Origin of the sequence: Bradyrhizobium sp. SRL28 (genome assembly GCF_018596315.1) — a bacterium.
Taxonomy (GTDB): domain Bacteria; phylum Pseudomonadota; class Alphaproteobacteria; order Rhizobiales; family Xanthobacteraceae; genus Bradyrhizobium.
Genome location: NZ_JAHEAG010000008.1, coordinates 103,292 through 123,472, shown reverse-complemented (window position 1 = coordinate 123,472; position 20,181 = coordinate 103,292). Strand labels below are relative to the sequence as shown.

General features: G+C 62.1%; 22 protein-coding genes and 1 tRNA gene. 12 read left to right on the top strand and 11 right to left on the bottom strand.

The annotated features are described in order from the left end of the window. Positions 1-43: 43 nt before the first annotated feature. On the bottom strand, positions 44-5,254 hold the full coding sequence (locus KIP88_RS19210) for an alpha-2-macroglobulin (RefSeq protein WP_214489516.1): 5,211 nt from the start codon (positions 5,252-5,254) through the stop codon (positions 44-46). Between the two features lie 331 nt (positions 5,255-5,585). On the opposite strand from KIP88_RS19210, the gene KIP88_RS19205 reads away from it, so the two are divergent. Both KIP88_RS19205 and KIP88_RS19200 read left to right on the top strand, forming a co-directional pair. Then, positions 5,586-5,662: transfer RNA gene (locus KIP88_RS19205), tRNA-Arg, on the top strand. A gap of 687 nt (positions 5,663-6,349) precedes the next feature. Continuing rightward, positions 6,350-6,601: a PepSY domain-containing protein gene (locus KIP88_RS19200; protein ID WP_214489515.1), complete on the top strand. Its 252-nt coding sequence runs from the start codon at positions 6,350-6,352 to the stop codon at positions 6,599-6,601. Between the two features lie 277 nt (positions 6,602-6,878). Here the strand turns inward: KIP88_RS19200 and KIP88_RS19195 are convergent, their stop codons facing one another. Next, the gene (locus KIP88_RS19195; RefSeq protein WP_214489514.1) at positions 6,879-7,214 is read right to left on the bottom strand and encodes an H-NS family nucleoid-associated regulatory protein; all 336 of its coding nucleotides are present in this window, start codon (positions 7,212-7,214) and stop codon (positions 6,879-6,881) included. Positions 7,215-7,591: 377 nt separating this feature from the next. Between KIP88_RS19195 and KIP88_RS19190 the strand changes: the two genes are divergently transcribed. Beyond that, positions 7,592-7,849 (top strand): hypothetical protein, encoded by a 258-nt coding sequence (locus KIP88_RS19190; RefSeq protein ID WP_214489513.1) that lies wholly within the window; start codon positions 7,592-7,594, stop codon positions 7,847-7,849. A 130-nt stretch (positions 7,850-7,979) separates the two neighbouring features. Further along, complete coding sequence (locus KIP88_RS19185; protein WP_214489512.1) at positions 7,980-8,264, top strand: DUF3551 domain-containing protein; 285 nt, start codon at positions 7,980-7,982, stop codon at positions 8,262-8,264. A gap of 87 nt (positions 8,265-8,351) precedes the next feature. Here KIP88_RS19185 and KIP88_RS19180 read toward each other — a convergent pair whose 3' ends face one another. Next, positions 8,352-9,122, bottom strand: coding sequence for an outer membrane protein (locus KIP88_RS19180; RefSeq protein WP_214489511.1), 771 nt, complete (start codon positions 9,120-9,122; stop codon positions 8,352-8,354). 277 nt (positions 9,123-9,399) lie between these two features. Further along, a complete protein-coding gene (locus KIP88_RS19175) occupies positions 9,400-9,675 on the bottom strand; it encodes a hypothetical protein (RefSeq protein ID WP_214489510.1) in 276 nt (91 codons plus the stop codon). A 264-nt stretch (positions 9,676-9,939) separates the two neighbouring features. Between KIP88_RS19175 and KIP88_RS19170 the strand changes: the two genes are divergently transcribed. Next, a complete protein-coding gene (locus tag KIP88_RS19170; protein ID WP_214489509.1) occupies positions 9,940-10,191 on the top strand; it encodes a hypothetical protein in 252 nt (83 codons plus the stop codon). 710 nt (positions 10,192-10,901) lie between these two features. On the opposite strand, the gene KIP88_RS19165 is transcribed toward KIP88_RS19170, so the two are convergent. Then, positions 10,902-11,225, bottom strand: a complete 324-nt coding sequence (locus KIP88_RS19165) for an H-NS histone family protein (protein ID WP_308163593.1) — start codon at positions 11,223-11,225, stop codon at positions 10,902-10,904. Positions 11,226-11,714: 489 nt separating this feature from the next. On the opposite strand from KIP88_RS19165, the gene KIP88_RS19160 reads away from it, so the two are divergent. Next, a complete protein-coding gene (locus KIP88_RS19160) occupies positions 11,715-12,131 on the top strand; it encodes a septal ring lytic transglycosylase RlpA family protein (RefSeq protein ID WP_214489508.1) in 417 nt (138 codons plus the stop codon). Between the two features lie 458 nt (positions 12,132-12,589). Here the strand turns inward: KIP88_RS19160 and KIP88_RS19155 are convergent, their stop codons facing one another. The 4 genes from KIP88_RS19155 to KIP88_RS19140 all read right to left on the bottom strand — a co-directional run bounded on the left by KIP88_RS19155 (position 12,590) and on the right by KIP88_RS19140 (position 14,076). Continuing rightward, a complete protein-coding gene (locus KIP88_RS19155; protein WP_214489507.1) occupies positions 12,590-12,742 on the bottom strand; it encodes a hypothetical protein in 153 nt (50 codons plus the stop codon). Between the two features lie 4 nt (positions 12,743-12,746). Beyond that, positions 12,747-12,917, bottom strand: a complete 171-nt coding sequence (locus tag KIP88_RS19150; protein ID WP_214489506.1) for a hypothetical protein — start codon at positions 12,915-12,917, stop codon at positions 12,747-12,749. A 530-nt stretch (positions 12,918-13,447) separates the two neighbouring features. Beyond that, positions 13,448-13,795, bottom strand: coding sequence for a hypothetical protein (locus KIP88_RS19145; RefSeq protein WP_214489505.1), 348 nt, complete (start codon positions 13,793-13,795; stop codon positions 13,448-13,450). A gap of 44 nt (positions 13,796-13,839) precedes the next feature. Beyond that, positions 13,840-14,076 carry a hypothetical protein gene (locus KIP88_RS19140; RefSeq protein ID WP_214489504.1) on the bottom strand — a complete coding sequence of 79 codons (237 nt, stop codon included), beginning with the start codon at positions 14,074-14,076 and terminating at the stop codon, positions 13,840-13,842. A gap of 196 nt (positions 14,077-14,272) precedes the next feature. Between KIP88_RS19140 and KIP88_RS19135 the strand changes: the two genes are divergently transcribed. Then, positions 14,273-14,488: a hypothetical protein gene (locus KIP88_RS19135; RefSeq protein WP_214489503.1), complete on the top strand. Its 216-nt coding sequence runs from the start codon at positions 14,273-14,275 to the stop codon at positions 14,486-14,488. A gap of 6 nt (positions 14,489-14,494) precedes the next feature. Here KIP88_RS19135 and KIP88_RS19130 read toward each other — a convergent pair whose 3' ends face one another. Beyond that, positions 14,495-14,638, bottom strand: a complete 144-nt coding sequence (locus KIP88_RS19130; RefSeq protein ID WP_214489502.1) for a hypothetical protein — start codon at positions 14,636-14,638, stop codon at positions 14,495-14,497. Between the two features lie 126 nt (positions 14,639-14,764). Here KIP88_RS19130 and KIP88_RS19125 point away from each other — a divergent pair, with 126 nt between their 5' ends. After that, a complete protein-coding gene (locus KIP88_RS19125) occupies positions 14,765-15,118 on the top strand; it encodes a DUF6481 family protein (RefSeq protein ID WP_214489501.1) in 354 nt (117 codons plus the stop codon). 223 nt (positions 15,119-15,341) lie between these two features. Here KIP88_RS19125 and KIP88_RS19120 read toward each other — a convergent pair whose 3' ends face one another. Continuing rightward, complete coding sequence (locus KIP88_RS19120) at positions 15,342-16,022, bottom strand: GntR family transcriptional regulator (RefSeq protein ID WP_214489500.1); 681 nt, start codon at positions 16,020-16,022, stop codon at positions 15,342-15,344. 177 nt (positions 16,023-16,199) lie between these two features. On the opposite strand from KIP88_RS19120, the gene KIP88_RS19115 reads away from it, so the two are divergent. The 4 genes from KIP88_RS19115 (at position 16,200) to KIP88_RS19100 (ending at position 20,100) form a co-directional block, all read left to right on the top strand. Next, positions 16,200-16,823 (top strand): TRAP transporter small permease, encoded by a 624-nt coding sequence (locus tag KIP88_RS19115; RefSeq protein WP_214489499.1) that lies wholly within the window; start codon positions 16,200-16,202, stop codon positions 16,821-16,823. After that, the gene (locus KIP88_RS19110) at positions 16,823-18,088 is read left to right on the top strand and encodes a TRAP transporter large permease (RefSeq protein WP_214489498.1); all 1,266 of its coding nucleotides are present in this window, start codon (positions 16,823-16,825) and stop codon (positions 18,086-18,088) included. Before KIP88_RS19115 ends, KIP88_RS19110 begins: the two co-directional genes overlap by 1 nt. A 27-nt stretch (positions 18,089-18,115) precedes the next feature. Continuing rightward, positions 18,116-19,099, top strand: a complete 984-nt coding sequence (locus KIP88_RS19105; protein WP_214489497.1) for a TRAP transporter substrate-binding protein — start codon at positions 18,116-18,118, stop codon at positions 19,097-19,099. A 74-nt stretch (positions 19,100-19,173) separates the two neighbouring features. Beyond that, complete coding sequence (locus tag KIP88_RS19100; protein WP_214489496.1) at positions 19,174-20,100, top strand: dihydrodipicolinate synthase family protein; 927 nt, start codon at positions 19,174-19,176, stop codon at positions 20,098-20,100. Positions 20,101-20,181 lie beyond the last annotated feature (81 nt).

Below are 20,181 nucleotides of genomic sequence, written 5' to 3'. Positions count from 1 at the left end.
GACTGAGATTGCGGTGACACCGCGTCGCTCATTCCACCACCACTCATTTCGCCGGACGCACCTCGACTGAGCCGGTGCCGGAGCGGCCATAGCGCGAGGGGTTGTACATGTCCTCGACATAGGCCTGCGGCAGCACGTATTTGCCGGGCGATACCGCGCGCACGATGTAGGCGACCGTGAACACCGACTTGTCGTCGCTGGCGCGATCAATGGCCGCCGTGAAGCGGTCATCGCGGAACTCGGTATTCTCCGGCTCCTCGCCGTCCTCGATCCAGTCCAGCGTGCCGGAGTCACCCGACGACACCAGCCGCGGGTTGTCTATCTCCAGTCCGGCCGGCAGATAGTCGGCCACCATGATGTGCCCGTATTCCGGCTTGGCCTCGGTGATCTTCAGCACCACGGCGAAGCGGTCGTTCTGCTTGGCTTTGGTGACATCGGCGGGCTTGCCGTCGAGCGTGAAGTAATTGCGCTCGATCTTGAAGCCGTTCGACGCCGCGGGCTCGGGCGTAACCGGCGAACCCGAAACCGAGACCACCGCCTGCACCGGCGCATCGCCGGTATTGGTGACCTTGACCGGCGTACCGGCCATCGCGTCGGCCTTGTAGCTGCGATAGACCGCGGCTTTGACTGGCGACCCATCGATATCCAGCGCCAAGGTTTCCTTCGACAGCGCACGTGCGGCCAGCACCAGCCACGCATTCTCCTGCGTGGAGGTGTAGGGCGAAAGCCCCCGCGCCGCTTCGACCCGTGCGACCGCCTGCGTCAGCGTCGCCCGCGGGGCGTTGCCTTCGCTGGCGAGCGAGACCAGCGCCGCCGCATCGCGCAGCGCCGAGCCGTAATCGACGCGGCCGAACTCGAGCACGGGTTTTGGCGCCAGCGCATCGAGCGCCGCCCCGTAGACCCGCTCCGCCCGCGTCTTGTCGCCGACCAAGGCCAACGCCGCCGCAAGCTGCGACTTCGCAATCGGCGTAGCTAGATTGGAGAGCTTGGTATCGGCGAGATAGCGGAGATCGCCGATCGGCGCCGCGCCGTTGCGGGCGAGCACGTAAAGGCCGTAGGCGAGATCGCGGCCGCCGTCCTTTTCCGGCTCGTTGGCGTTGACCACGGAGTTACGGATACGGTCGAGCGCGTTCTTGAACAGCACATCCGGCACCGCAAATCCCTTTTCGCGGGCGCGGGTCAGGAAGTCGGTCACGTACGCATCGAGCCAGGCATCGTCGCCGCCGGTCGACCACAGGCCGAACGAACCGTTCGCGCCCTGCCGCGCCAGCAGCCGTTCGATCGCATCCTTGATGCGCTGTTCGACCGCGGTATCCATCGCCAGATGCGCGCCCGCTGCCAAGTCGTTGACATAGAGCAGCGGCATCGCACGGCTGGTGATCTGCTCGGAACAGCCATGCGGATAACGATCCAGCGCCTTCAAAATGGTCGCCGCATCGAGCGCGGTGGACAGGCTGACCGACAGCGACACGCTGCCGGTGCCCGATACGAGGTCGGAGAACATGTCCGGCGTCAGCGTCAGGCTCTCGCCTGTGGCCAGCGTACGGATCGAGCGGCGCGCCAGAACCTGCGTCGCCGCCTTGACCTCGAGCGCATAGTGCCGCGCCAGCGTCAGCCCGTTCGGACCCTTGATGTCGACGTCGAGATTGGCGGTGCCGGCGCCGCCGGCGTCGATCGCCAGCGCCATCGAGGTCCGCTGCTTGGCAGCGAGTTTGACTGTCGTCGTGGGGTTACCCGTCACCTTCACCGGACCCGACGTCTTGACGCTGATGCTGTAATCGCCGGGCGCGCCCTCGACATTGTCGAGGTCGAAACTCATCGTGCCCTTGTCACCGTTGAGCAGGAAGCGCGGCAACGTCGCCGTCAGCACTACGGGATCGCGTACCGTGACGTCGATGGTGGCGCGACCGAGCTTGGTCGAATTCCACGCCACCGCCATGACGCGGGCCGTGCCGGCAAACTCCGGAATGTCAAAGCTGATTTCGGCAGTGCCGTCAGCCCCGACCGTGACAATCCCTGAATAGAGCGCCAGCGGCTTCTGCGTGGGCGGCGAGCCCTGCAGCTCGGCGCCGGCGCCATCGCCGCCGGTCCGGATCTGGCCGCGGGTGCCCTGCATGCCGTCGATCAACTGCCCGTAGAGGTCGCGGATTTCAGCCGTGAGGCGGCGCTGGCCGAGATAGTAATCATCCGGCGCCGGCGGCTTGTAGTTGGTCAGATTGAGAATGCCGACGTCGACTGCGGCAACCACGATCTTGGCGTCCTCACCGGGATTGAGCCCGCCGAGTTTAACCGGGATCTTGAGCGCCGTGCCGGGCCGCACCAGGGGCGGCGGCGACAGCGCGACCTGCAGCGTACGCGTCTTCTTGTCGATGCCGAACCACTTTAGCCCAATCGCCCGCCCCGGCATCCGCAGCGCGGCCGCATCGAGCGGACGGCGCAGCGTCGCCAGCACATAGGCGCCCGTGCCCCAGTCCTTGCCAACCGTCAGCTTGACCTGCTGGGTGCCTTCCTTGACGTCCACGGTCTGCGTCGTCAGCAGGCGGTCGCCGAGCACGTTGATGGTGAGCTTGCCGGCGGTACGGGCATTGATCGACACCACCATGGTCTCGCCGGACGCGTATTCCGGCTTGTCGATCGAGGTTTCCAACAAGTCCGGCGTATCGGCGCTGCCGTCGGAGTACCAGCCGACGTCGAACTGTACCGACGTGACCGGTCCGTCCGCCTCGGTGGATTTGACGTCGAGGCGATAGCGGCCCGGCTGCGGCGCGAGCGACACCCGTGCAGCCTTGTCGGCCGTGAGCGTCAGATCGCCGTCGGCGACGCGCTTGGTCGACTTGACCGGCTCATATTCCCAGGAAGAGTTCTGGCGATACCACTGGTACCGCGACTCCATTTTCAGCAATTCGTAGCGCAGCCCGTCTCGCGAAAGTTGCTCGCCGTCGGAGCCGACGAATACGACGTCGAACTCGGCCTTGTCGCCCTCCGCCACGCTTTTGTCAGCGAATAGCGGCTTGATGCCGATCAGCGCCGCCTGCGGTGCCACGGGGAGCACCAGCTTGCGCTCGACGGCGCGGCCGCCGGTCTCCACCATGCGGATGAAGATCTGCGCCTCCTGCGGGCGGGTGGACGTCGGCGCCTTGGCGAGCGACACCGGGAAGGTCGCGACGCCGTTGGCGTCGGCCTCCGGCAGGTTCTCGATCGGAGTGCGCTCGTTGGAAGCAGTCTCCTCATCCGCCACGCCGAACTGGAAGCCGGGATAGCCCGGCCGCCCGGAGGCTGCGGGGGCAACCAGCATGTCGCCTTCGAGCTGCAGGCCCGAGGCGGGTGCGCCATAGAGGAACTTGCCGGTGACCTTCAGCTCAACCGGAGTCTCAGCCTTGATCATCTTCTCCTTGGCCGAGACATCGAATTCGATCCGTTCGGGGATGTAATCCTCGACCATGAAGGTGGTCTCGCCGACGGCAGAGCCCTTGGGATCGGTAAAGGCGCGCACCCGCCAGGTCCCGGTCGGAACCGCCGAATTGAGCGGCACGGCCATGGAACGCCCGCCTGCGCCCTGATCGGGAAGCTGTGCCCGACGGTATTCGACGCCGTCCGGCCGCTCGATCACCAGCGTTAGCGGCCCGCCGGCCATGGCGTTGCCCTGCCCGTCGCGCAGCAGCGCGGTCAGGTAGACCGTCTCGCTCGACCGGTAGACCCCGCGCTCGGCATAGACGAAGGCGTCGGCGCCAGGAGGCACCACCCGCCCCGACACGCCGCGGTCGGTGAGGTCGAAGGCGTTGGTCTTCAGGCTGAGGAAGGCGTAGTCGGCCTTGTCGCTCATGACCGTCAGCAACGCTGGCGAAAGCCCGCCCTCGCCGCGCGCCAGCCCCGCCTCGAACAGCACGTGGCCGGCATCGTCGGTCTTGCGGGTCGCCAAAATCTCATTGTTGCGCGCGACCAGCCGTACCTCGGCTTTCGATACGGCCTCGGTCGAAGCCAGCGAATTGACGAAGACATGGATGCCGTCATTGCCGGAAAACGCCGTCAGCCCCATGTCGGAGACGATGAACCATTGCGTCGCCAGCGAGCCGTCATCGTCGCCACTTCCGGGGCCCTTGGCCGCGGCCGTCATCACATAGACGCCGGGCTGCAGGTCGCCGAGCGCCTGATCGACCGGGAACGCCGTCACGACGTCCTGGTTCAGCGTGCTCGCGGTTGCAAGTTCGCCCGTCCAGACCTTGACGCCGCGCTCGTTGCCCAAATCCGAGAGCTGGTAGCTCGACAGCGTCTTCTGGAAGTCGCTGTCCACCACGGTGTTGATCAGGTTGCGGTCGCCGATCCGGAACACGTTGACGTTCACCGACGGCGTATTGACGCTGACCAGCGGAATGCCGCGCTGGCCGGTGCGCGGCAGCACATAGGCGCGGCCGGTGAAGCGCACGAACGGCTTGCGGTCGCGGACATAGATGTTGAACTCGGCCGATTTCGGCAGGCTCTCCTTGACGGTGGACGGCAGCCCCGCGCGCAGGTTGATATTGTAGCGCTCGCCATGCTTCAGCCCGTCGACGCAGAGCTGCTTGCTCTCGCTGGTCAGCGCCGGCTTGTCGGTGCCGGCCAGCGCCACGAAGGGCGCGAAGTCGACCCGCTTGGCGAGGTCTTCGGAGAACTGGAAGCAGGCCCGCGGCGAGGCCCCGTCGGAATCGACGGTGTAGTCCAGCAGCCGGAAGCCATGCTGGTCGCGCATCTTCTCGTACTGGCCGCGGACCTCGGCGACCTCGCGCATGTCGAGCGACAGCCGCAACGCATCCAGCGCCGGACGCCACAGCTTGCGCTCGGACATCGCCCGACCCAGCACGGCCAGCGCATCGGCCTCCTCGGCCTGGTTGCCCGCGCGCTGATAGGCGATGTAGGCCGCGGTCGAGGCACGCTCGTACAGGAAGGTCTGTTCGCTGGAACTGGCGGAACGGATCTGGAAGATGGTTTTGGCGAGCCTCAGCCAATTGGCGCCGTCCTCGGGCGTGGTGGCGGCGATCTGGCCGAGGATCTGCAGGCCGACGCGAAAGTCGGCGCGCTTGAAAGCGGCGTCGGCGTCGTTGCGCAGGGTCGCGGAGGATTTGGCGATCGGCCCCGCCTCGCTCTTGATCTGGGCTTCCAGTTTGACAGCCGAATCGGCCAGTTCGTCGCGCTTGAACGCCTTGTCAGCGGCCCCGGCCGCCGTCAGGCCAAGCGCCAGCGTGGCGCAAATCACTGTGGCGCGAACCAAACCGATCATGATGGGCTCCTTGCCGCGGACATCAGCCGCGTAACGTCAAAAAATGCGCGAAAAGGTGACGGACTGATGGCAGGGATTCTGGCTTGCGAAAAGGTCGCATGCATGGCGCTGGCAGTCCAAACGGTCCCAGCCGCACCGCCCGGCGGGGTGCCGGCGGCTGGCTTTATGTCAGGGGCGGACCATAGGCTATGACCCACCGTCTGCCTTGGTCGCGAACTTGAGGAAATCGGTTCGACCGTCTTGGCGGGAAAGCGGATTTTTCATATTGGCAATGCTAGATATAAGGAAGGCCTATACAAGACTGATACTTCAGGGCGGATACGGCCCGGACGGTCCCATAGCTCAACTGGATAGAGTAACGGATTTCTACTCCGTGGGTTGCAGGTTCGAATCCTGCTGGGATCGCCAATCCGCCGAGCTCTTGCCGTGACAGCGTGCCGGCTTAACGGCGATAGCGGACCACATTAGTGGCACGCCATGCGCGCTTTCATGTTTCGGAAAGTTTTACCACGACATTCTGGGTTCCATGAATGAAACCCGCTTAGGTTGCTTATATTTCGTTCTGCAGCTTTTTTTGTGGGTTGGCACAAACAGCACTGGAAAACCCGCTACGGTTGTGGTTTGATATATATGCTCGTATCGTCGATTCCCAGCCCCCTTCATAAATATCGGCGGAGCGGGCGGTCCCGGCGTAGCCCACATATCTGCGCCGGGGCCCCAATCTTCGGGAATGATACGAACCGATGGACGCGAGCGCGATACCGGTGCCAAATTCTTCATTGAATTGAAGAATTCGCAGCCTGACTAAAGACTGTCTGCTCCGTGGTTGTAGGTTCGAGTCCTGCCGGGATCGCCACCCTCTCTCCCCGGGCGCGCATTCGCGCGACCCGGTGGCTCATGCGGGTGCTCGCTACTCCTTATCGGATATGGAAGCCGGCCGGATTTCTACCATCGAGCTGCCGGGGCTCGCGGAACATTTGCCGGTCGCTGGCATTCGAGTTGTACGTGCTGGTCCGCGCAATGCCCTAACGCGGCGAGAGAACCGACTGGTCAGCGCGAAGCGCCCCTACGCGCGCCCACAGGAGGAACTTGCTCATGCGATTGATCACGTCGATAGCAATACTCGCCGTATCGGCCCTGCCTGCGCTCGCCGATCGCCAGGTTACTGAGGACGAACGCGCAAAGCTCGTTGCTGCGGTTCAGGCTGAGGGATGTTCTGGCGGCAAGTTCGAGATGGACGAAGACGATCAGCAGTTTGAGGTCGACGATGCCGTATGTGCGGATGGAAAGAAATATGACCTCAAGTTTGATATGCAAATGCGGTTGAAGCGCAAAAATCTGGACTGAGAGGTTCGCGCGGCCACCGGGGCGCCGATATCCGGCCGCTGTTCGAGCAAGCGCCGCCCGGATGAGCAGAACGACGTCAGGGGTTTCCTGCAACTCGCGGAGCCTGTCATCGGGCGCTAGCGCACAGCAGAACCAAACAGCATCCGTCCGGCTCGCCTCCGTCAGCCAAGGAAGCCAATCCGTGAAGGGGCCGCAAAGCTCGCGAGACGGCTGGCCGAGGTGCAGGCACTGCGTAAGCTGGTTCAGAAAGCCGAAGCTGGTCGACCTTACTGACCGCCTATGCCGCGTGCCTGATCCGAAAGTCGTCGATCCGCCTGCCGGATTTTAGTTGTGCGGCCAGCCAGCGAGGGGTCTTGCCGCGGCCCGCCCACGTCTCCGACGGCCGCTCCGGATTCCGATATTTCGGAACCACCGCGGGATAGGGCCGGCGCTCCGTCGACGACTTGGCATCTTGAGTTACATGTGGAGTTTCAATTCCGCGCTGCAGTCGCATCAAGCGGTTTTCAAGCACGCTCTTTTCCGCCGTCAGTGCCGCAGCAAGCCTGGTGGCAATTTCCTCGTGGAGCGCCCACAATTCGTCGGTCGACATCGACTTGAAGTCATTTCGGTTCATGACGGTCCCCAATCATGATTCGACGTTTGAGCCCTCATCGTCGGCAGATAGTCTGAACATAACAAGGCCAATTTAAAGCGCTCTGTATCAGGCTAGATGGAGTCGCGGTTCGACGGAAGAAATATGCGTTGTGCAACGCAAGTTTGCCGGCATCAGATCGAAGAGATTTCCCCATTCCGACGGCGCCCCCCGAGATTGATTGCATCGCCCGGCCGCCGCGGAGGAACCGGTCGGGGACATCGGCGCGCACGCTCCAGGCGCCAATTTGTGCATCAAAGGCCAACGAAACTGAAGCGGCACGCGTGACGATTTGCGGTTTGGGCTTATAATGCCGGCCAGGAATTGCTCCGTTGCCTAGACAAAGGATACGGGTCGTAATGCCAAAAAAGGGAATCACCGGCCACGACGAATGGGTCGTCACGGAAGCGCTGGCGACGGCACTGGTCGCGCTTGAGCAACTCGAACCGACCCAGCAATCACGTCAGCAGATGGATGACATCCGGAAACTGCTGGCAGCCAATTGTCAGCCCGGGACCCTCAACCTTCACCTCGCCCAGGCAAAGTGCCGGCTAAACCCCCACGCCGATCGCGCCGCCGTTTACCGAGAGTATGGATTTGAGGATCGGGAAGTCTGAAAGACGGGCTCGTGGTCAGCATAGCCCGGATGAGCATAGCGATATCCGGGTTTTCGTTTGTTGCACCCGCATGTCGCTCCGCTCATGCGGGCTACCTGATGGAAGTACTGAAGTTTGGGAGGACATCAGGATGAAGCTGCCACATGCATCTGCCACGGCACTATCTCTAACAATTTTGGCCGCGACAATCGCCCTGCACGCCCCTGCACGCGCCCAGACCTACGATCCAAGCTACCCCGTTTGCCTGCAGATCTACCAGGGCGGCATCGCGGACTTCTATTTCGAGTGCCGCTATCAAACGATGGCGCAGTGTGCGGCGTCGGCTTCGGGCCGCTCCGCCCAATGCGTGGTCAATCCATATTACGGCGGGCCGAAGGCCAAGCGTAGCAAGCGCCACCGGTCACAGCCGTACTGAAAATCGCCCGCTTCGACGGCCTGACGGTACCGCCTGAAAGTGTAGCCCGCATATCGCTCCGCTCATGCGGGCTACCCGCTGACCCCATCAGAACCGGTAGTTCACACCCACACGAACGGTGTGGAAAGTAAGGTCGGCAGGGAAGCTGTCAGTCGTGTGTGGAGTGCCAAGAAAAGTAGTACCAATGAAGCGATAGTCCGCCGACCCCAAGTCTACGTAAAGGTATTCCGCTTTAAGGGACCAGTTTCGGGAATACATCCACTCGGCGCCTGCCCCTGCTGTCCAGCCAATATGATTTTCATTGACCGACGACACCGCAGTCACCAGACAACATGGAATGATGTTCGTTACCACTTGGTCCGCGCTGGTCTGCCCAAAGGCAACACCAGCCGTGCCATAGAGCAGGAAATTATTGACAGCAACACCCGCACGGCCGCGAACGGTGCCGAACCAATCCAGTTGGTTTTCGATCGTCCAATTAATGTCACCGGGAATTGTGTTGAAGCTCCCGCGACCTCTCAGGTTTGTCCACGACGCATCGGCTTCAAGTCCGAACACGAATGAGTTGAACTGATAGTTGAATCCGATCTGCCCTCCAGCGAGCCAGCCGTCGGCGTCGATTGTTCGATGGGACGGATCGAAGACCACAAGCGGCCCAGTGCCCGGGTCGAAGGTGAGGTCGCCGTCGGAACGCCCCCAGGCATAGCCGGCATGACCGCCGACATAGAGACCCGTCCAACTGACGGCTTGTACGGCTGGAACAGGCGGTGCCTTGACGGGCAGATCCGCCGCCAGCGCTGATGTTGCCAATGATGTTATTAAGACGGAAACTCCAAGTGCAGCAAATGGTCCGCGCATCACACGCCCTCCACTCACGCCCTCCAACGTTGCAAGCATACGTCCGCGCAGAACAGCCACGGCATCTATCTGCAAAGACAGAGCAACTACTCGGCCGAATTCTTGCGCGGTGTGGCGCTTTAGTCGCAATTTTGGGTTGCTCTGACTGCGCTATTCACTTTTGCAGGCAGATGGGCGCAAGCCGCGGCATTGTCAGCGTGCCGCGGGGCAAAGCCCATGGCGCCGGGTGGTCTTCACGCCGCCCGCTGCGATTTCGCGGCTAGCAGGGACTCACCAATCACCAGCCGTAAGTGCCGAGCGCGAGCGGCCTCTGTGGGGCTTTGGCCGTTCTCGTCGTGTCGGGCCTCAGGCAGCGCCGCGCGGCTTCGATCTCGGCGTCGCTCGCACCTTTGTTGCGGGCCCACTGCTCGGCGGCGGACGCACTGTATTGCGCCACGTAATAGCGCACGACAGGACACGAAATTCGACGCAAAACACCCGACTGTTCGCCCGCAAAGCCGGCGCTTGATGTTCCCAGACACAGCGCCAGCACGCACATCCAACGTAAGTGCATTTGATTCCCCTCTGCGCATCAAGAGAGGCTGCCTTTCACCGGCGCATCAAGCCTGATTGTGAGTTCCGCACGCGGAACCGGCAGAACTGTGCTTACGCCGCAACTGCACCGTCCTGACGACGGCTGCGCCCGCTCGTGGAATTCGACTTTCCGCGATGATTAAAATTGATTGTTTACGAAAAAGACCGAACCTGATTGCCACCTGAGCGCAATTCGCTAGCCTCTGCTTATTACTGGGGCTGGCGCGAACTATTGGTGGCTCCGATGGAATCCGAACGCCGATATGTGGCGAGGACGACGATCGCGAAAGACGCGCTGCTGTTCTTTGACGCGCAGCGCGGTGTCCTCACCTGCCGCGTTCAGGACGTCACGAATTCCGGGGCCGGAATCGAACTCCATGGCCTCAATATATTGCCGCTGAATTTCGAATTGAGCTTCGACAATTTTCATACCGTTCGCGAGTGCCGCGTGATCTGGCGGCAAGGCGATTTCGTCGGCGTTACGTTTTTGAACTGATCTGTCCACGGGCGGGGTCAAAGTTGGACCGCAGGGAACAAAACAACCTTGCGAATGGAACTAAAATCGAGGCCCCGCGTCGAATCCGTGCTCTCGGTGCCTTTTTCGGCGACACCGGAAAGCGACCCACGCTGGGCTTGCCGTCTTGGCGCATTCTATTCCGCCGCGTTGGGGCCATTTGTCGATGACGGGAGTTCAGCATGTCCTGGGATCGTCCGTTCGCTCAGCCTGTCCCTCTCCCGGAGGGACCGCCTGCGCAAACCCTGCGAGACGCGGCCGACTACATCAGGAAGCTTCCTCAGCCAGACCGTGACTGTCAGGAATGGCGGCTTGCCGTTCAGATGCTTATCGATGCCTCCGAAGATCGCGGACCCATGCTGTTTGCGCGCATGGGAATTGTCAGAGCCCTGGAAGCGCATGTCGAAAGGACACTCAATCCCGGGCGCTCAGGTCCAACTCAAGATCCAAGCCAAGGTGATCTGAAGTGCGAGCGTGACGCCAGCATCTGAATCCAGAGCGACATCACCGGCGATGTTGCCGGAACGCTTAAAAGCTTTCCAAGCGGAACAGCCAAGAACGCGCGCGCATTCAAGAGCTCGCGCGTATTAGCGATCAGCAACAGGTCGGCGCGGCATCTGAATGCTTCACGTGGCCAATTCTTGGATTGGCCGACGTGCAAGCACGCCACAACCGACCGGCTGCAAATCTTCTTAGGCTACCTGCCTGATTCGGAAGTCGTCGATCCGCTTGCCGGATTTCAATTTCGCAGCAAGCCAACGCGGCGTCTTTCCTCGTCCCGCCCAAGTCTCAGAGGGCCGATCCGGATTCCGAAACTTCGGAACGACGGTCGGATATGGACGCCGCCCTGTCGACGAACTTTCGCGCTCGGATTCGACGCCACCCTTGAGTTGCTTCAGGCGATCTTCGAGTACGCGCTTCTCCGCGAGCAGCGAGGCTGCAAGCCTGGAGGCGATTTCCTCGTGCAGTGCCCACAACTGATCCGTGGACATCGATTTGAAGTCATTGCGGTTCACGACCGTCCCCAATCATGATTCGATGTGGTTGTCATCGTTGGTAAAAAACATGAGCAGAATAAGGCCGATTCAGCACCTCTTTAAGCCCCTTCTTTCAGTCTGTGAAGTTCCAACCCGAGTTACCTCTTTTAGATTGTAAATTTCCAGCCGGTTGACCTCTTTAGATAATACAACCGTGACAGACGCTGCTTTGAGGCGCATCCAAGTTTCCTCTCACAACTGGTGACAGATTTGCGCGGTCAGAAAATCCGAAGCTAAAGGCATCTCCTTGACGGTTTCCTAATCGCACTGCATCGACTGCTCAACGTTCGGTGCTGCGCACTCATCCGTTGCAGGCAAAGCCAACGCGTAATCCAACGAGAGCGTCCGGGTTTCCATTTCGGCGCAATGCCGCCCCACCCGCGCCACGCCGCCGCCAAAGTCGAGGATGAACTTTCGGCTGTGAGCCTCCGGCGGCGTGAGCCCGTCACGCAACAGAATGTTGGCGTCATGGCAGGGTATCGCCACCGCAATGGCCGCGGTGCTTCGAAGCTGCAGCTCGCGGCGCTTGCGCTGGCGCTGACCTCGTCGCATGCATGCGCCGACACCTTTCAGGAAAAGTGGATGGGGCGGATCGCCCGGCCGCCGGCAGACGATCAGGAAGCATCCGTCTACTGGGAGGACAAGTGGGACGCGCGGGGTAAGCGCTTCAAGGCCAACGAGGTCTCCTGCGCGCATCGCACCGAAGCGTTCGGCACCATCTTCGTCGTCACCAATCTCGAGAACGGCAAGAAGATCCGCTGCCCGGTGCAGGACCGCGGCCCCTACGCACGTGGCCGGGTTCTCGACTTCTCGCTCGGCGCCGCGCGCGAGATCGGCTGCGACGGCTTGTGCCGCGTCACCGTGCGTCGCGCCGGCTACGAGTAGCAATTGAAACCAAGCTCGGCACCGTCCGTGGGCGTATCGGCTCCACGGCGACCACGACGGTGCCGGCGTATGTCACCGGTGGTCTGGCGTACGGGGAAGTGCGGTCGCGTTTGCTCGCTGCAATTCTGGGGTGCGCTGCTGGAAACGGCCAAGCTAGTGAGATGCCCACAATAGCCGAGCGCTCGTCTCCCTGGGGTAGGTGATGGGGCGGCGCCCGGCTATTCGGGCCGCGCGGCGGTGCGGCCCGAATAGGAACTCATTTCTGGCTTAAAGAGAATTTAAAAAGTCATTGAATCGTAACGATTTTTATGATCGCGATCGATTGCTGGTGCTGGCATCCGGGCTTCAAGGGAACCGAAACGGCGCAAAAATGGGCTGGAATCCCCAGTTGGGGAACCGAGCGCCTTCGACACGTTTCTCTGTCTCAGGGCTGCTGGGTTAGGGGGCCGCCCGGACGGTTATTCCTCGGAAGTCGCGAGGAACGGCAAATCGACGTCCATGACAAGGCCCAGGAATACGGCAACGCCGCCGATGACCGCCATCAACTCCAGGAGGACGAAGGCGAGCAGCGCGCTCAATCCGATTACCGCTTTTTTCCAACCGTTCCACATGGGGCTACCCCTTAGCATCCGAAATCCCGCCGTTGGAGCAAAAGGCGAACTTAAGGTGAATCTGGAACCTGGATCCACGACGGCCGGCCTGACCGGCGAGGTCCATCACCGGCGTTGAAGCCCGGGCGACCAGATGCCAGCCTCGCTTCAGGCGCGCGAAGCCGAAAATGATCATCTATGTGGTGCTCGTGATCGTGGTGCGGCTGATCATCTGGCAATTCCTCGGATCGCTCTGATCATCGGCACGCAGGTCAATGACCGCGCGCGTGCCGCCTTGCGTTGTTCCGATGTGATTGTGCCGATGAAGCGGTTCGAGCGGCGGAAGCGGCCCGGCTGCTGCGACAAGGAGTAGACGAGGCCCGGAGTGCCTAGGAGTCCGGGCCTCGTCGCCTCCAGTGGTAGCGTTCGTGGTGATGAACGACCGCCCTGCCCCCCGCTGCAAGCGACGTCGTTATAGATGCGCCGTGCGCACGCAGCCAATCCGTAGGAGTACGGTGCGAAATACGTGCGCAAATTCCTTGCGTGTGTCCCACACGCGCGACCGCTCAGCTTTGCCAGCCGTCATTGCGAGCGCAGCGAAGCAATCCATCTCGCGGCATAAAGAAAGAATGGATTGCTTCGCTGCGCTCGCAATGACGTGGTCAGCCCGCGGCGTACTGGATACCCCGCCTTCGCGGGGGCACGACGAGCGCTATCCGCCACGTCCTACCGCTTATCGAACGGAATGTACTGATGGTACTCTTTCGGCACCGAGTTCCGGTAACGCGCGGGCACCGTGCCACGGTCGACCGAACGGTCGATCTCCTGCTGCCGGGTCATCTTGGCCGGTTTCTTTTTCTTCGGCGCCGCCTTCTCCTTTTCAGGAGCCGTGTTTTCAGGCGCCGTTTTTTCAGCAGCGGTTTTTTCAGGAGACTTGGCTTCCGGCGCGGCGGTGGAGGTTGCCGCAGGCGCAGTCCCGCCGCTCGGCGCGCCCTGCGACAGCGCGGCGCCGGCCGGCAGAAACATGAGAGCCGCCGCCGACAGGACCGTCACAAGACGAAACAGTTTTTGCATCGAAAACTCCAGTTCTGGCCAACTCCGTTTCCGGCCAGATCCTATTACGTCCGCAGACGTCCGCACACCGGGATTCTGGCGACACGGACGGACGCGGACTGGCTGTGCTTGGCCCGGCTGCAGGTCGTGAAGACGAAGGCCAGCCGGCTGCACTGCCAGTCAGGACCAAGGGCTGCGCTGGCGGCTGGCTCGGGATAGGACACGCCGATCACGACGAAGCCTATGAAGGCCAGCGCGACGGCGGCGGCGAGAACGACGTATTTGCGGGTCCACCGGGGCATGGCGGTCGCTCCTGCTTGAGAAGCCCGGAAGATAGGAACGACCTGTCACAGCCCCTGTGAACTGGTTCACATTACACGGCTTTGTGCGCGAGCCCGATGGATGAGGAAATGGGTATAACTCACGTAAATCCGTTGCGGACTCACAACCCTTGATCGACACTGCACGTTCGGGGTGAGCGCGTGTGCGGGGCGTGCGATGGACATGCAGGAAACGGGCTACGACTACATCAGATACAAACAATTGCTGGCGGAAGCGGTCGACGAGACCAGGCGGCTCGAACTGATCGAGATCATGATCAGGGAAAATGCCCGCGACAGGCTGGAGGCGCAGCGAACCGCGGATCGGGTCGCGATGACAGTGATGACGGTCGCACGCGTTCTCGGACCCGGTGGGCGTCGCGATAGCTTCTAGGGACGGTCATTTCTCCGAAGCGAGCATCACCAGCGAGCCGACCATCGCCAGCGCCCAGCTTGAGGCTTCGGTCGCCGTTGCCATCTCGTAGAGCAGCCAGGCTGTCGTAATCCTGCTCATCAGCGTCAGTTTGGGCCGTTTGCTGTTCATGCAAGCCTCCCCTGCTCTGCCGCCCCCCTTTCGACGCTGGCATTTTGCCCCGGGTTCACTTACCTAGGCGCCATCCGCGCGTGTGGCGCGACCAACCCCGAGAGTGAAAGCGACAAGGCCTTTTTTATGAGTGGATTCAAGGAACCGAACTTCGCGGACCGCCAAAAGGCCGCGATGCAGGCGCGGCAGGACATTTTGAACAAGTTTCGCGCCAAGCCGGGCCTCGACGATCCCGAGGTGAAGCGCCGTCAAGCCGAGCGCGAAGCCCAAGCCGCCGCCCGCGCCAAGGCGAGGGAGGCCAAGGAAGCGGCAAAGGCCGAGCAGAAACGTATCGAGGCCGAGGCCGCCGCGGCAGAGGCCGCCCGGATCGCGCGCGAAAAGGAAGAAGAAGCCGCCAGGCAGGTGGCGCTGGAGGCTGAGCAGAAGGCCAAGCGCGACGCCCGTTACGCCGCGCGCAAAGGCAAGGGCAAGAAGAAGTAGGCAAGAGGAAGCGGGCAAAACGCGCTCCGCCGTCTCTTGCCGGTGACGGATTCAGCCCTCCCGTGATTCCGGACTGGGGCGTGAGCGCCAGACCCCAAGATGCGCGATAGCGCATCGGGGAATCTCGAACCGCCGGCCGATGCTTAAGCATCGCGCGCTTGCGCAAACGCTGTGCGTTTGTCGCAGGAAATGACGGGGGTCAGGCCATTACCCTCTATTCGCTTCAACGCCCGGCTCGCGCCGCAATCGAGCCGCCGCCGACCACCTGCAGCAGATCCGTCCTCACCGCTTCAATATGCTGCTCCAGAAACCGGCAAGCCTCGTCGATCTGCAGCGCGCGGCATAGCGCGATCAGGTGGGCATGCTCTTTTTCGGCTGTCCCCATCGCCTTGGTGTTGGAGAGCTGCAGGCGCGTGTAGCGGTCGCTGGTTTGCAGCAGCGCCACGACGATCGCCTTGGTGCGGGGCTGGCGCGCGTGAACGTAGAGCGCCATGTGAAAGTCGGCATTGAGCTGCCCCCACTCGCTGACATTGCCCGCCTTGATCGCCTTCTCGAAGCGCTTCTGGATATCGTCCAGCCCGGCAAAGTCTTCTTCCACAAAATGCGGCGCCGACTGCGCCAAAAGCCGCGGCTCCATGATCCCTCGGAGATCGAACACGTCGTTGATTTCGTCCAGCGACAGCTCCGAGACGATCGCGCCTTTTTGCGGGACTATACGCACCAGCCCTTCGGCCTCGAGCTGAAACAGCGCCTCGCGCACGGGAATGCGGCTCACCCCGTAGATATCGCCCAGCGCGTCTTGCCGCAGTTGAGAGCCGGCCGGATAGGTCCCGTCGAGAATCGCCTGCCTGAGCTGGTCGACGATCGCAGCCGACAGCGTCCGGTGCTTCAGGGGTCCCTTCATTTGATCTTCCGTCGTCATGTCCGGCCTTTCTGATCGAGGCGGCACCAATTTCGCATGTTGAGGTGGTCCCGACCCAGCAAAAGCTAACGGGCCTTCACAATCTCCATTTGACAAGATTGTATAAATTATACATTTTTGAAGTGCACGATAAATCTGAATGGGGTAGCGGGGCTCTTCATGATCGAGCAGGCGATTGCGGATGCGCCGGCGTTCAGCGCCCGGCGGGTCGTTGTCAGGGCTTCCAGCCTCCTGCTCGCTTTCGAGCGCATCGCCTTGATAGGCCTGATGTATCTGCTGACGGCCTTGATCCTGGTGAACGTCGTCACCCGCTATTCGCACTTCCCGATCTATTGGATCGATGAGTCAGCCGTCTATTGCGTGGTCTGGCTGACCTTCATCGGCGCGTCCGCCATGACGCGCCTGCGGCTCGATTTCGCCGTCTCCATGATGACCGAGCGCCTCTCGACGCAGAATCAGAAGATCGCAAAAGTCATTGCGACGGGCATGGTCGTCGTGTTCGGCGTGGCCCTGATCGCCACCTGCTTCCTCTGGATGGATCCGATCGGGCTTGCCCGCGCCGGCTTCGATGCACGCAAGCTCGCCGCCGAGACCTTCAACTTTCTCTACACCGAGCGCACGCAGACGCTGAACTGGCCGACCTGGGTCGTCTACCTGACGCTGCCGATCTTCGCGGTGTCGATGACCGTCCACGGCCTGGCAAACCTCCTGGAGGATCTCGAACTGATCCCGCGAACGCCGCCGAAGGGCTTTCAGCTCTCCGAGCTCGACGGGGTCAACTAATGATCACCTCGGCCGCCTTTATCGCGATCATGCTGGTCGGGGTGCCGATTGGGCTGTGTCTTTGCCTTGCCGGTTTCGTCTACATCATCGCATCGGGCAATCCGGTGCTGTTCCAGTCCTACCCGCTGCAGCTCTTCGGAGGCGTCGACAGCTACGGCCTGATCGCCATACCTCTGTTCATCCTGATCGGCGAGATCATGAATGGCGGCGGCATCACGCGGCGTATCGTCGACATGGCGATGGCCTTTGTCGGCTCGCTGAAGGGCGGGCTCGCCTACGTCAATATCCTCGCCAACATGTTCATCTCTTCCATCCTCGGTTCGGCGACCGCACAGGTCGCGATCATGGCGCAGATCATGGTGCCGGAGATGGAGAAGAAGGGCTACGACAAGACTTTTGCGGCGGGACTGACCGCCTATGGCGGCATGCTCGGGCCGATCATTCCGCCGTCGGTGATGTTCGTCGTCTACAGCGTGCTGGCGCAGGTATCGGTCAGCGACATGCTGATTGCCGGCATCGTGCCGGGCGTGATCCTCACCGCGATGTTCTGCATCGTCATCGCGCTGATGGGATACATCTACAATTATCCCAAGGCCGACTACCAGACGCCGCGGCAGCGGGTGGCGACGATCCTGCGGACATCGCCGACCTTGCTGATCCCGATCGTGATCGTCGGCAGCATCCTCGGCGGGCTGGCCAACGCGACGGAGTCCGCGGCCGTCGGCGCGGTCGCCGCGGCCTTGATCGGAAAATACTGGACCAAAGAGTTCGAGTTTTCGCAATTGCCGCAGATGATGCTGCGCGCCGGGATCTATTCGGCGATCGTGCTGTTCCTGGTCGCGGCCGCAGCCGTGTTCTCCTGGGTGCTGATCTTCGGCAAGGTACCGCAGGAGACGGCCGGCTGGATCCAGTCGGTCGCCAAGGATCCGGTCAGCTTCATGCTGATCTGCAACGCGATCCTGCTGCTGATCGGCACGGTTATCGACGGCATTCCCGGCCTGATCATGACGGTGCCGATCCTGCTGCCGGTCGCGACCGACATCTATCACATCGATCCGCGTCACTTCGGCGTGGTCGTGGTGATCAACCTGGTGCTCGGATTGCTGTCACCGCCCGTCGGCCTCTGCTTCTTCGTCGCCGCCGCCGTCACCGGCGCCAAGCCCGGCAAGATGTTCATGGTGACGCTGCCGTTCTTCGTCATCAGCTGCGTCCTGCTGGTGCTGCTCTCGCTCTACCCGTCCCTCTCCCTCGTCCTCATCAAGTAGACCCGCCAACCCTTCAGGAGCCTTGCCATGACTCTTTCACGTCGCCGCTTTCTCGCCGCCAGCGCGGCCGTGCCGCTGTTCGCGCCGTCGCTGGCGCTGGCCCAGGCCAAGGAATTCCGCCTCGGCCTGATCACGCCTAACGGCCATTCCTGGAACAAGGCGGCGCTGAAGCTCGGCGACGATCTCAAGGCGGCCACCAACGGCCGCCTGACCATGACGGTGTTTCATTCCGGCCAGCTCGGCAACGAGCCGGCGATGATGCAGCAATTGCAGTCCGGCGCACTCGACATGGGCTTTATCCAGGCCGCCGAACTCGGCTCGCGCGTACCGCATATCGCGGCGATCAATGCGCCCTACATTGTCCGCTCGACGCCCTCGGTCGCCAAATTCGTCCGCCATCCGGCGGCGATCAAGCTGTTCGAGGTGCTGCCGCAGGAAACCGGAACGATCGGCTTGGGCTGGGGCATCACCGGCATGCGCGCGATTTTCTCGGCGAAGGATTTGACTGGTCTCGCCGACATCAAGGGCATGAAGCTGCGCATCAACCCGACGCCGGTCTATCGCGATTTCTATTCGTCGCTCGGCGCTGCGCCGACGCCGATTCCGACGCCCCAGGTGTTCGACGCCATGGCGAACGGCCAGGTGGACGGCCTCGAGGCGGACCTGGAGTTCTCCTGGAACCAGCGCTTCGACAAGGTTGCGAAAGTCATCCTGCAGATGAATGCCGTCTTCATGCCGATGGCGGCGGTCGTCTCCGGCCGTGTCTGGCAGTCGTTGCCGGCTGCCGACCGTGAGCTGATCACCAAGACCGTCAAATCGACGCTCGATGCGCAGATCGACGAACTGGCCGGCAATGAGCCGAAACTGGTCGAAAACTTCAAGAACGCGCCGATCCCGATCCGTCAGGTCCCGGCCGGCGATACCGAAGCCGTCATTGCCGAGTTCGACAAGATCTGGCTGCCCAAGGCGCCCGTCCTCGCCGAGCTGCGAAAAGTCGGCGCGACGCTCTGATCCCACCCATCGTTTCCAAGCCAAAGCCCGGCGGATGTGACTTCCGCCGGGAAAATTTCAATCGGAGCCAAACAATGAGCCCACTCATTTCCTGGGAAGGCGTCTTCCCGGCCGTTACCACGCAATTCAACGATGATCTGTCGCTCAATATCGATGCGACAGCCAAGGTCATGGATGGCCTGATCCGCGACGGCGTGTCCGGATTGATCGTCTGCGGATCCGTCGGCGAGAACACCTCGCTGGAGCGCAAGGAAAAGATCGCCATCATGGAGACGGCGAAATCCGTCGCGGCCGGCCGCGTCCCCGTGCTGTGCGGCATCGCCGAGTTCACCACCGCCTTCGCCGTCGAGACCGCCAAGGAAGCGGCGCGCGTTGGCATCGACGGCGTGATGGTGATGCCAGCGCTGGTCTATTCCTCCAAGCCGCACGAGACCGCCGCGCATTTCCGCTCGGTAGCCACGGCGACCGATCTGCCTGTCATGCTCTACAACAATCCGCCGATCTACAAGAACGACGTCACGCCGGACATTCTGGCTTCGCTGGCGGATGTCGAAACCGTCGTCTGCTTCAAGGATTCCTCCGGCGACACGCGACGCTTCATCGACACCCGCAACATGGTCGGCGATCGCTTCGTGCTGTTCGCCGGCCTCGACGACGTCATCGTCGAGAGCGTGGCCATGGGCGCCGTCGGCTGGGTCTCCGGCATGTCGAACGCCTTCCCGCGCGAGGGCGAGACCCTGTTCCGCCTCGCCAAGGCGGGACGCTATGCCGATGCGATGCCGCTCTACGAATGGTTCATGCCGCTGTTGCACCTCGATGCCCGTCCAGACCTCGTCCAGTGCATCAAGCTTTGCGAGCACATCACGGGCCGTGGCACCGCACTGACCCGTCCGCCGCGCCTTGCGCTGCTGCCGCAGGAGAAGGCAGAGGTCGAGGCCATGATGGCGAAAGCGCTGAAGAACCGGCCGATACTGCCCAACGTCGGCTTAAAGGCCGCGTAACGGATCTACTTCGCGGCCCGCATCTTCGCATTCAGCGCCGCCGCCACACTTGACCGAGGGCTCGCAACGTTAACAACGCTG

Bases quoted from the DNA above. Each gene is read 5' to 3' on its own strand.
- KIP88_RS19210 (WP_214489516.1), bottom strand. From the start codon at position 5,254: ATGATCGGTTTGGTTCGCGCCACAGTGATTTGCGCCACGCTGGCGCTT.
- KIP88_RS19115 (WP_214489499.1), top strand. From the start codon at position 16,200: ATGATCGAGCAGGCGATTGCGGATGCGCCGGCGTTCAGCGCCCGGCGG.
- KIP88_RS19135 (WP_214489503.1), top strand. From the start codon at position 14,273: ATGGACATGCAGGAAACGGGCTACGACTACATCAGATACAAACAATTG.
- KIP88_RS19170 (WP_214489509.1), top strand. From the start codon at position 9,940: ATGGAATCCGAACGCCGATATGTGGCGAGGACGACGATCGCGAAAGAC.
- KIP88_RS19150 (WP_214489506.1), bottom strand. From the start codon at position 12,917: ATGATCATTTTCGGCTTCGCGCGCCTGAAGCGAGGCTGGCATCTGGTC.
- KIP88_RS19195 (WP_214489514.1), bottom strand. From the start codon at position 7,214: ATGAACCGAAATGACTTCAAGTCGATGTCGACCGACGAATTGTGGGCG.
- KIP88_RS19110 (WP_214489498.1), top strand. From the start codon at position 16,823: ATGATCACCTCGGCCGCCTTTATCGCGATCATGCTGGTCGGGGTGCCG.
- KIP88_RS19100 (WP_214489496.1), top strand. From the start codon at position 19,174: ATGAGCCCACTCATTTCCTGGGAAGGCGTCTTCCCGGCCGTTACCACG.
- KIP88_RS19200 (WP_214489515.1), top strand. From the start codon at position 6,350: ATGCGATTGATCACGTCGATAGCAATACTCGCCGTATCGGCCCTGCCT.
- KIP88_RS19105 (WP_214489497.1), top strand. From the start codon at position 18,116: ATGACTCTTTCACGTCGCCGCTTTCTCGCCGCCAGCGCGGCCGTGCCG.
- KIP88_RS19190 (WP_214489513.1), top strand. From the start codon at position 7,592: ATGCCAAAAAAGGGAATCACCGGCCACGACGAATGGGTCGTCACGGAA.
- KIP88_RS19125 (WP_214489501.1), top strand. From the start codon at position 14,765: ATGAGTGGATTCAAGGAACCGAACTTCGCGGACCGCCAAAAGGCCGCG.
- KIP88_RS19120 (WP_214489500.1), bottom strand. From the start codon at position 16,022: ATGAAGGGACCCCTGAAGCACCGGACGCTGTCGGCTGCGATCGTCGAC.
- KIP88_RS19160 (WP_214489508.1), top strand. From the start codon at position 11,715: ATGGCAGGGTATCGCCACCGCAATGGCCGCGGTGCTTCGAAGCTGCAG.
- KIP88_RS19140 (WP_214489504.1), bottom strand. From the start codon at position 14,076: ATGCCCCGGTGGACCCGCAAATACGTCGTTCTCGCCGCCGCCGTCGCG.
- KIP88_RS19175 (WP_214489510.1), bottom strand. From the start codon at position 9,675: ATGCACTTACGTTGGATGTGCGTGCTGGCGCTGTGTCTGGGAACATCA.
- KIP88_RS19180 (WP_214489511.1), bottom strand. From the start codon at position 9,122: ATGCGCGGACCATTTGCTGCACTTGGAGTTTCCGTCTTAATAACATCA.
- KIP88_RS19130 (WP_214489502.1), bottom strand. From the start codon at position 14,638: ATGAACAGCAAACGGCCCAAACTGACGCTGATGAGCAGGATTACGACA.
- KIP88_RS19155 (WP_214489507.1), bottom strand. From the start codon at position 12,742: ATGTGGAACGGTTGGAAAAAAGCGGTAATCGGATTGAGCGCGCTGCTC.
- KIP88_RS19145 (WP_214489505.1), bottom strand. From the start codon at position 13,795: ATGCAAAAACTGTTTCGTCTTGTGACGGTCCTGTCGGCGGCGGCTCTC.
- KIP88_RS19185 (WP_214489512.1), top strand. From the start codon at position 7,980: ATGAAGCTGCCACATGCATCTGCCACGGCACTATCTCTAACAATTTTG.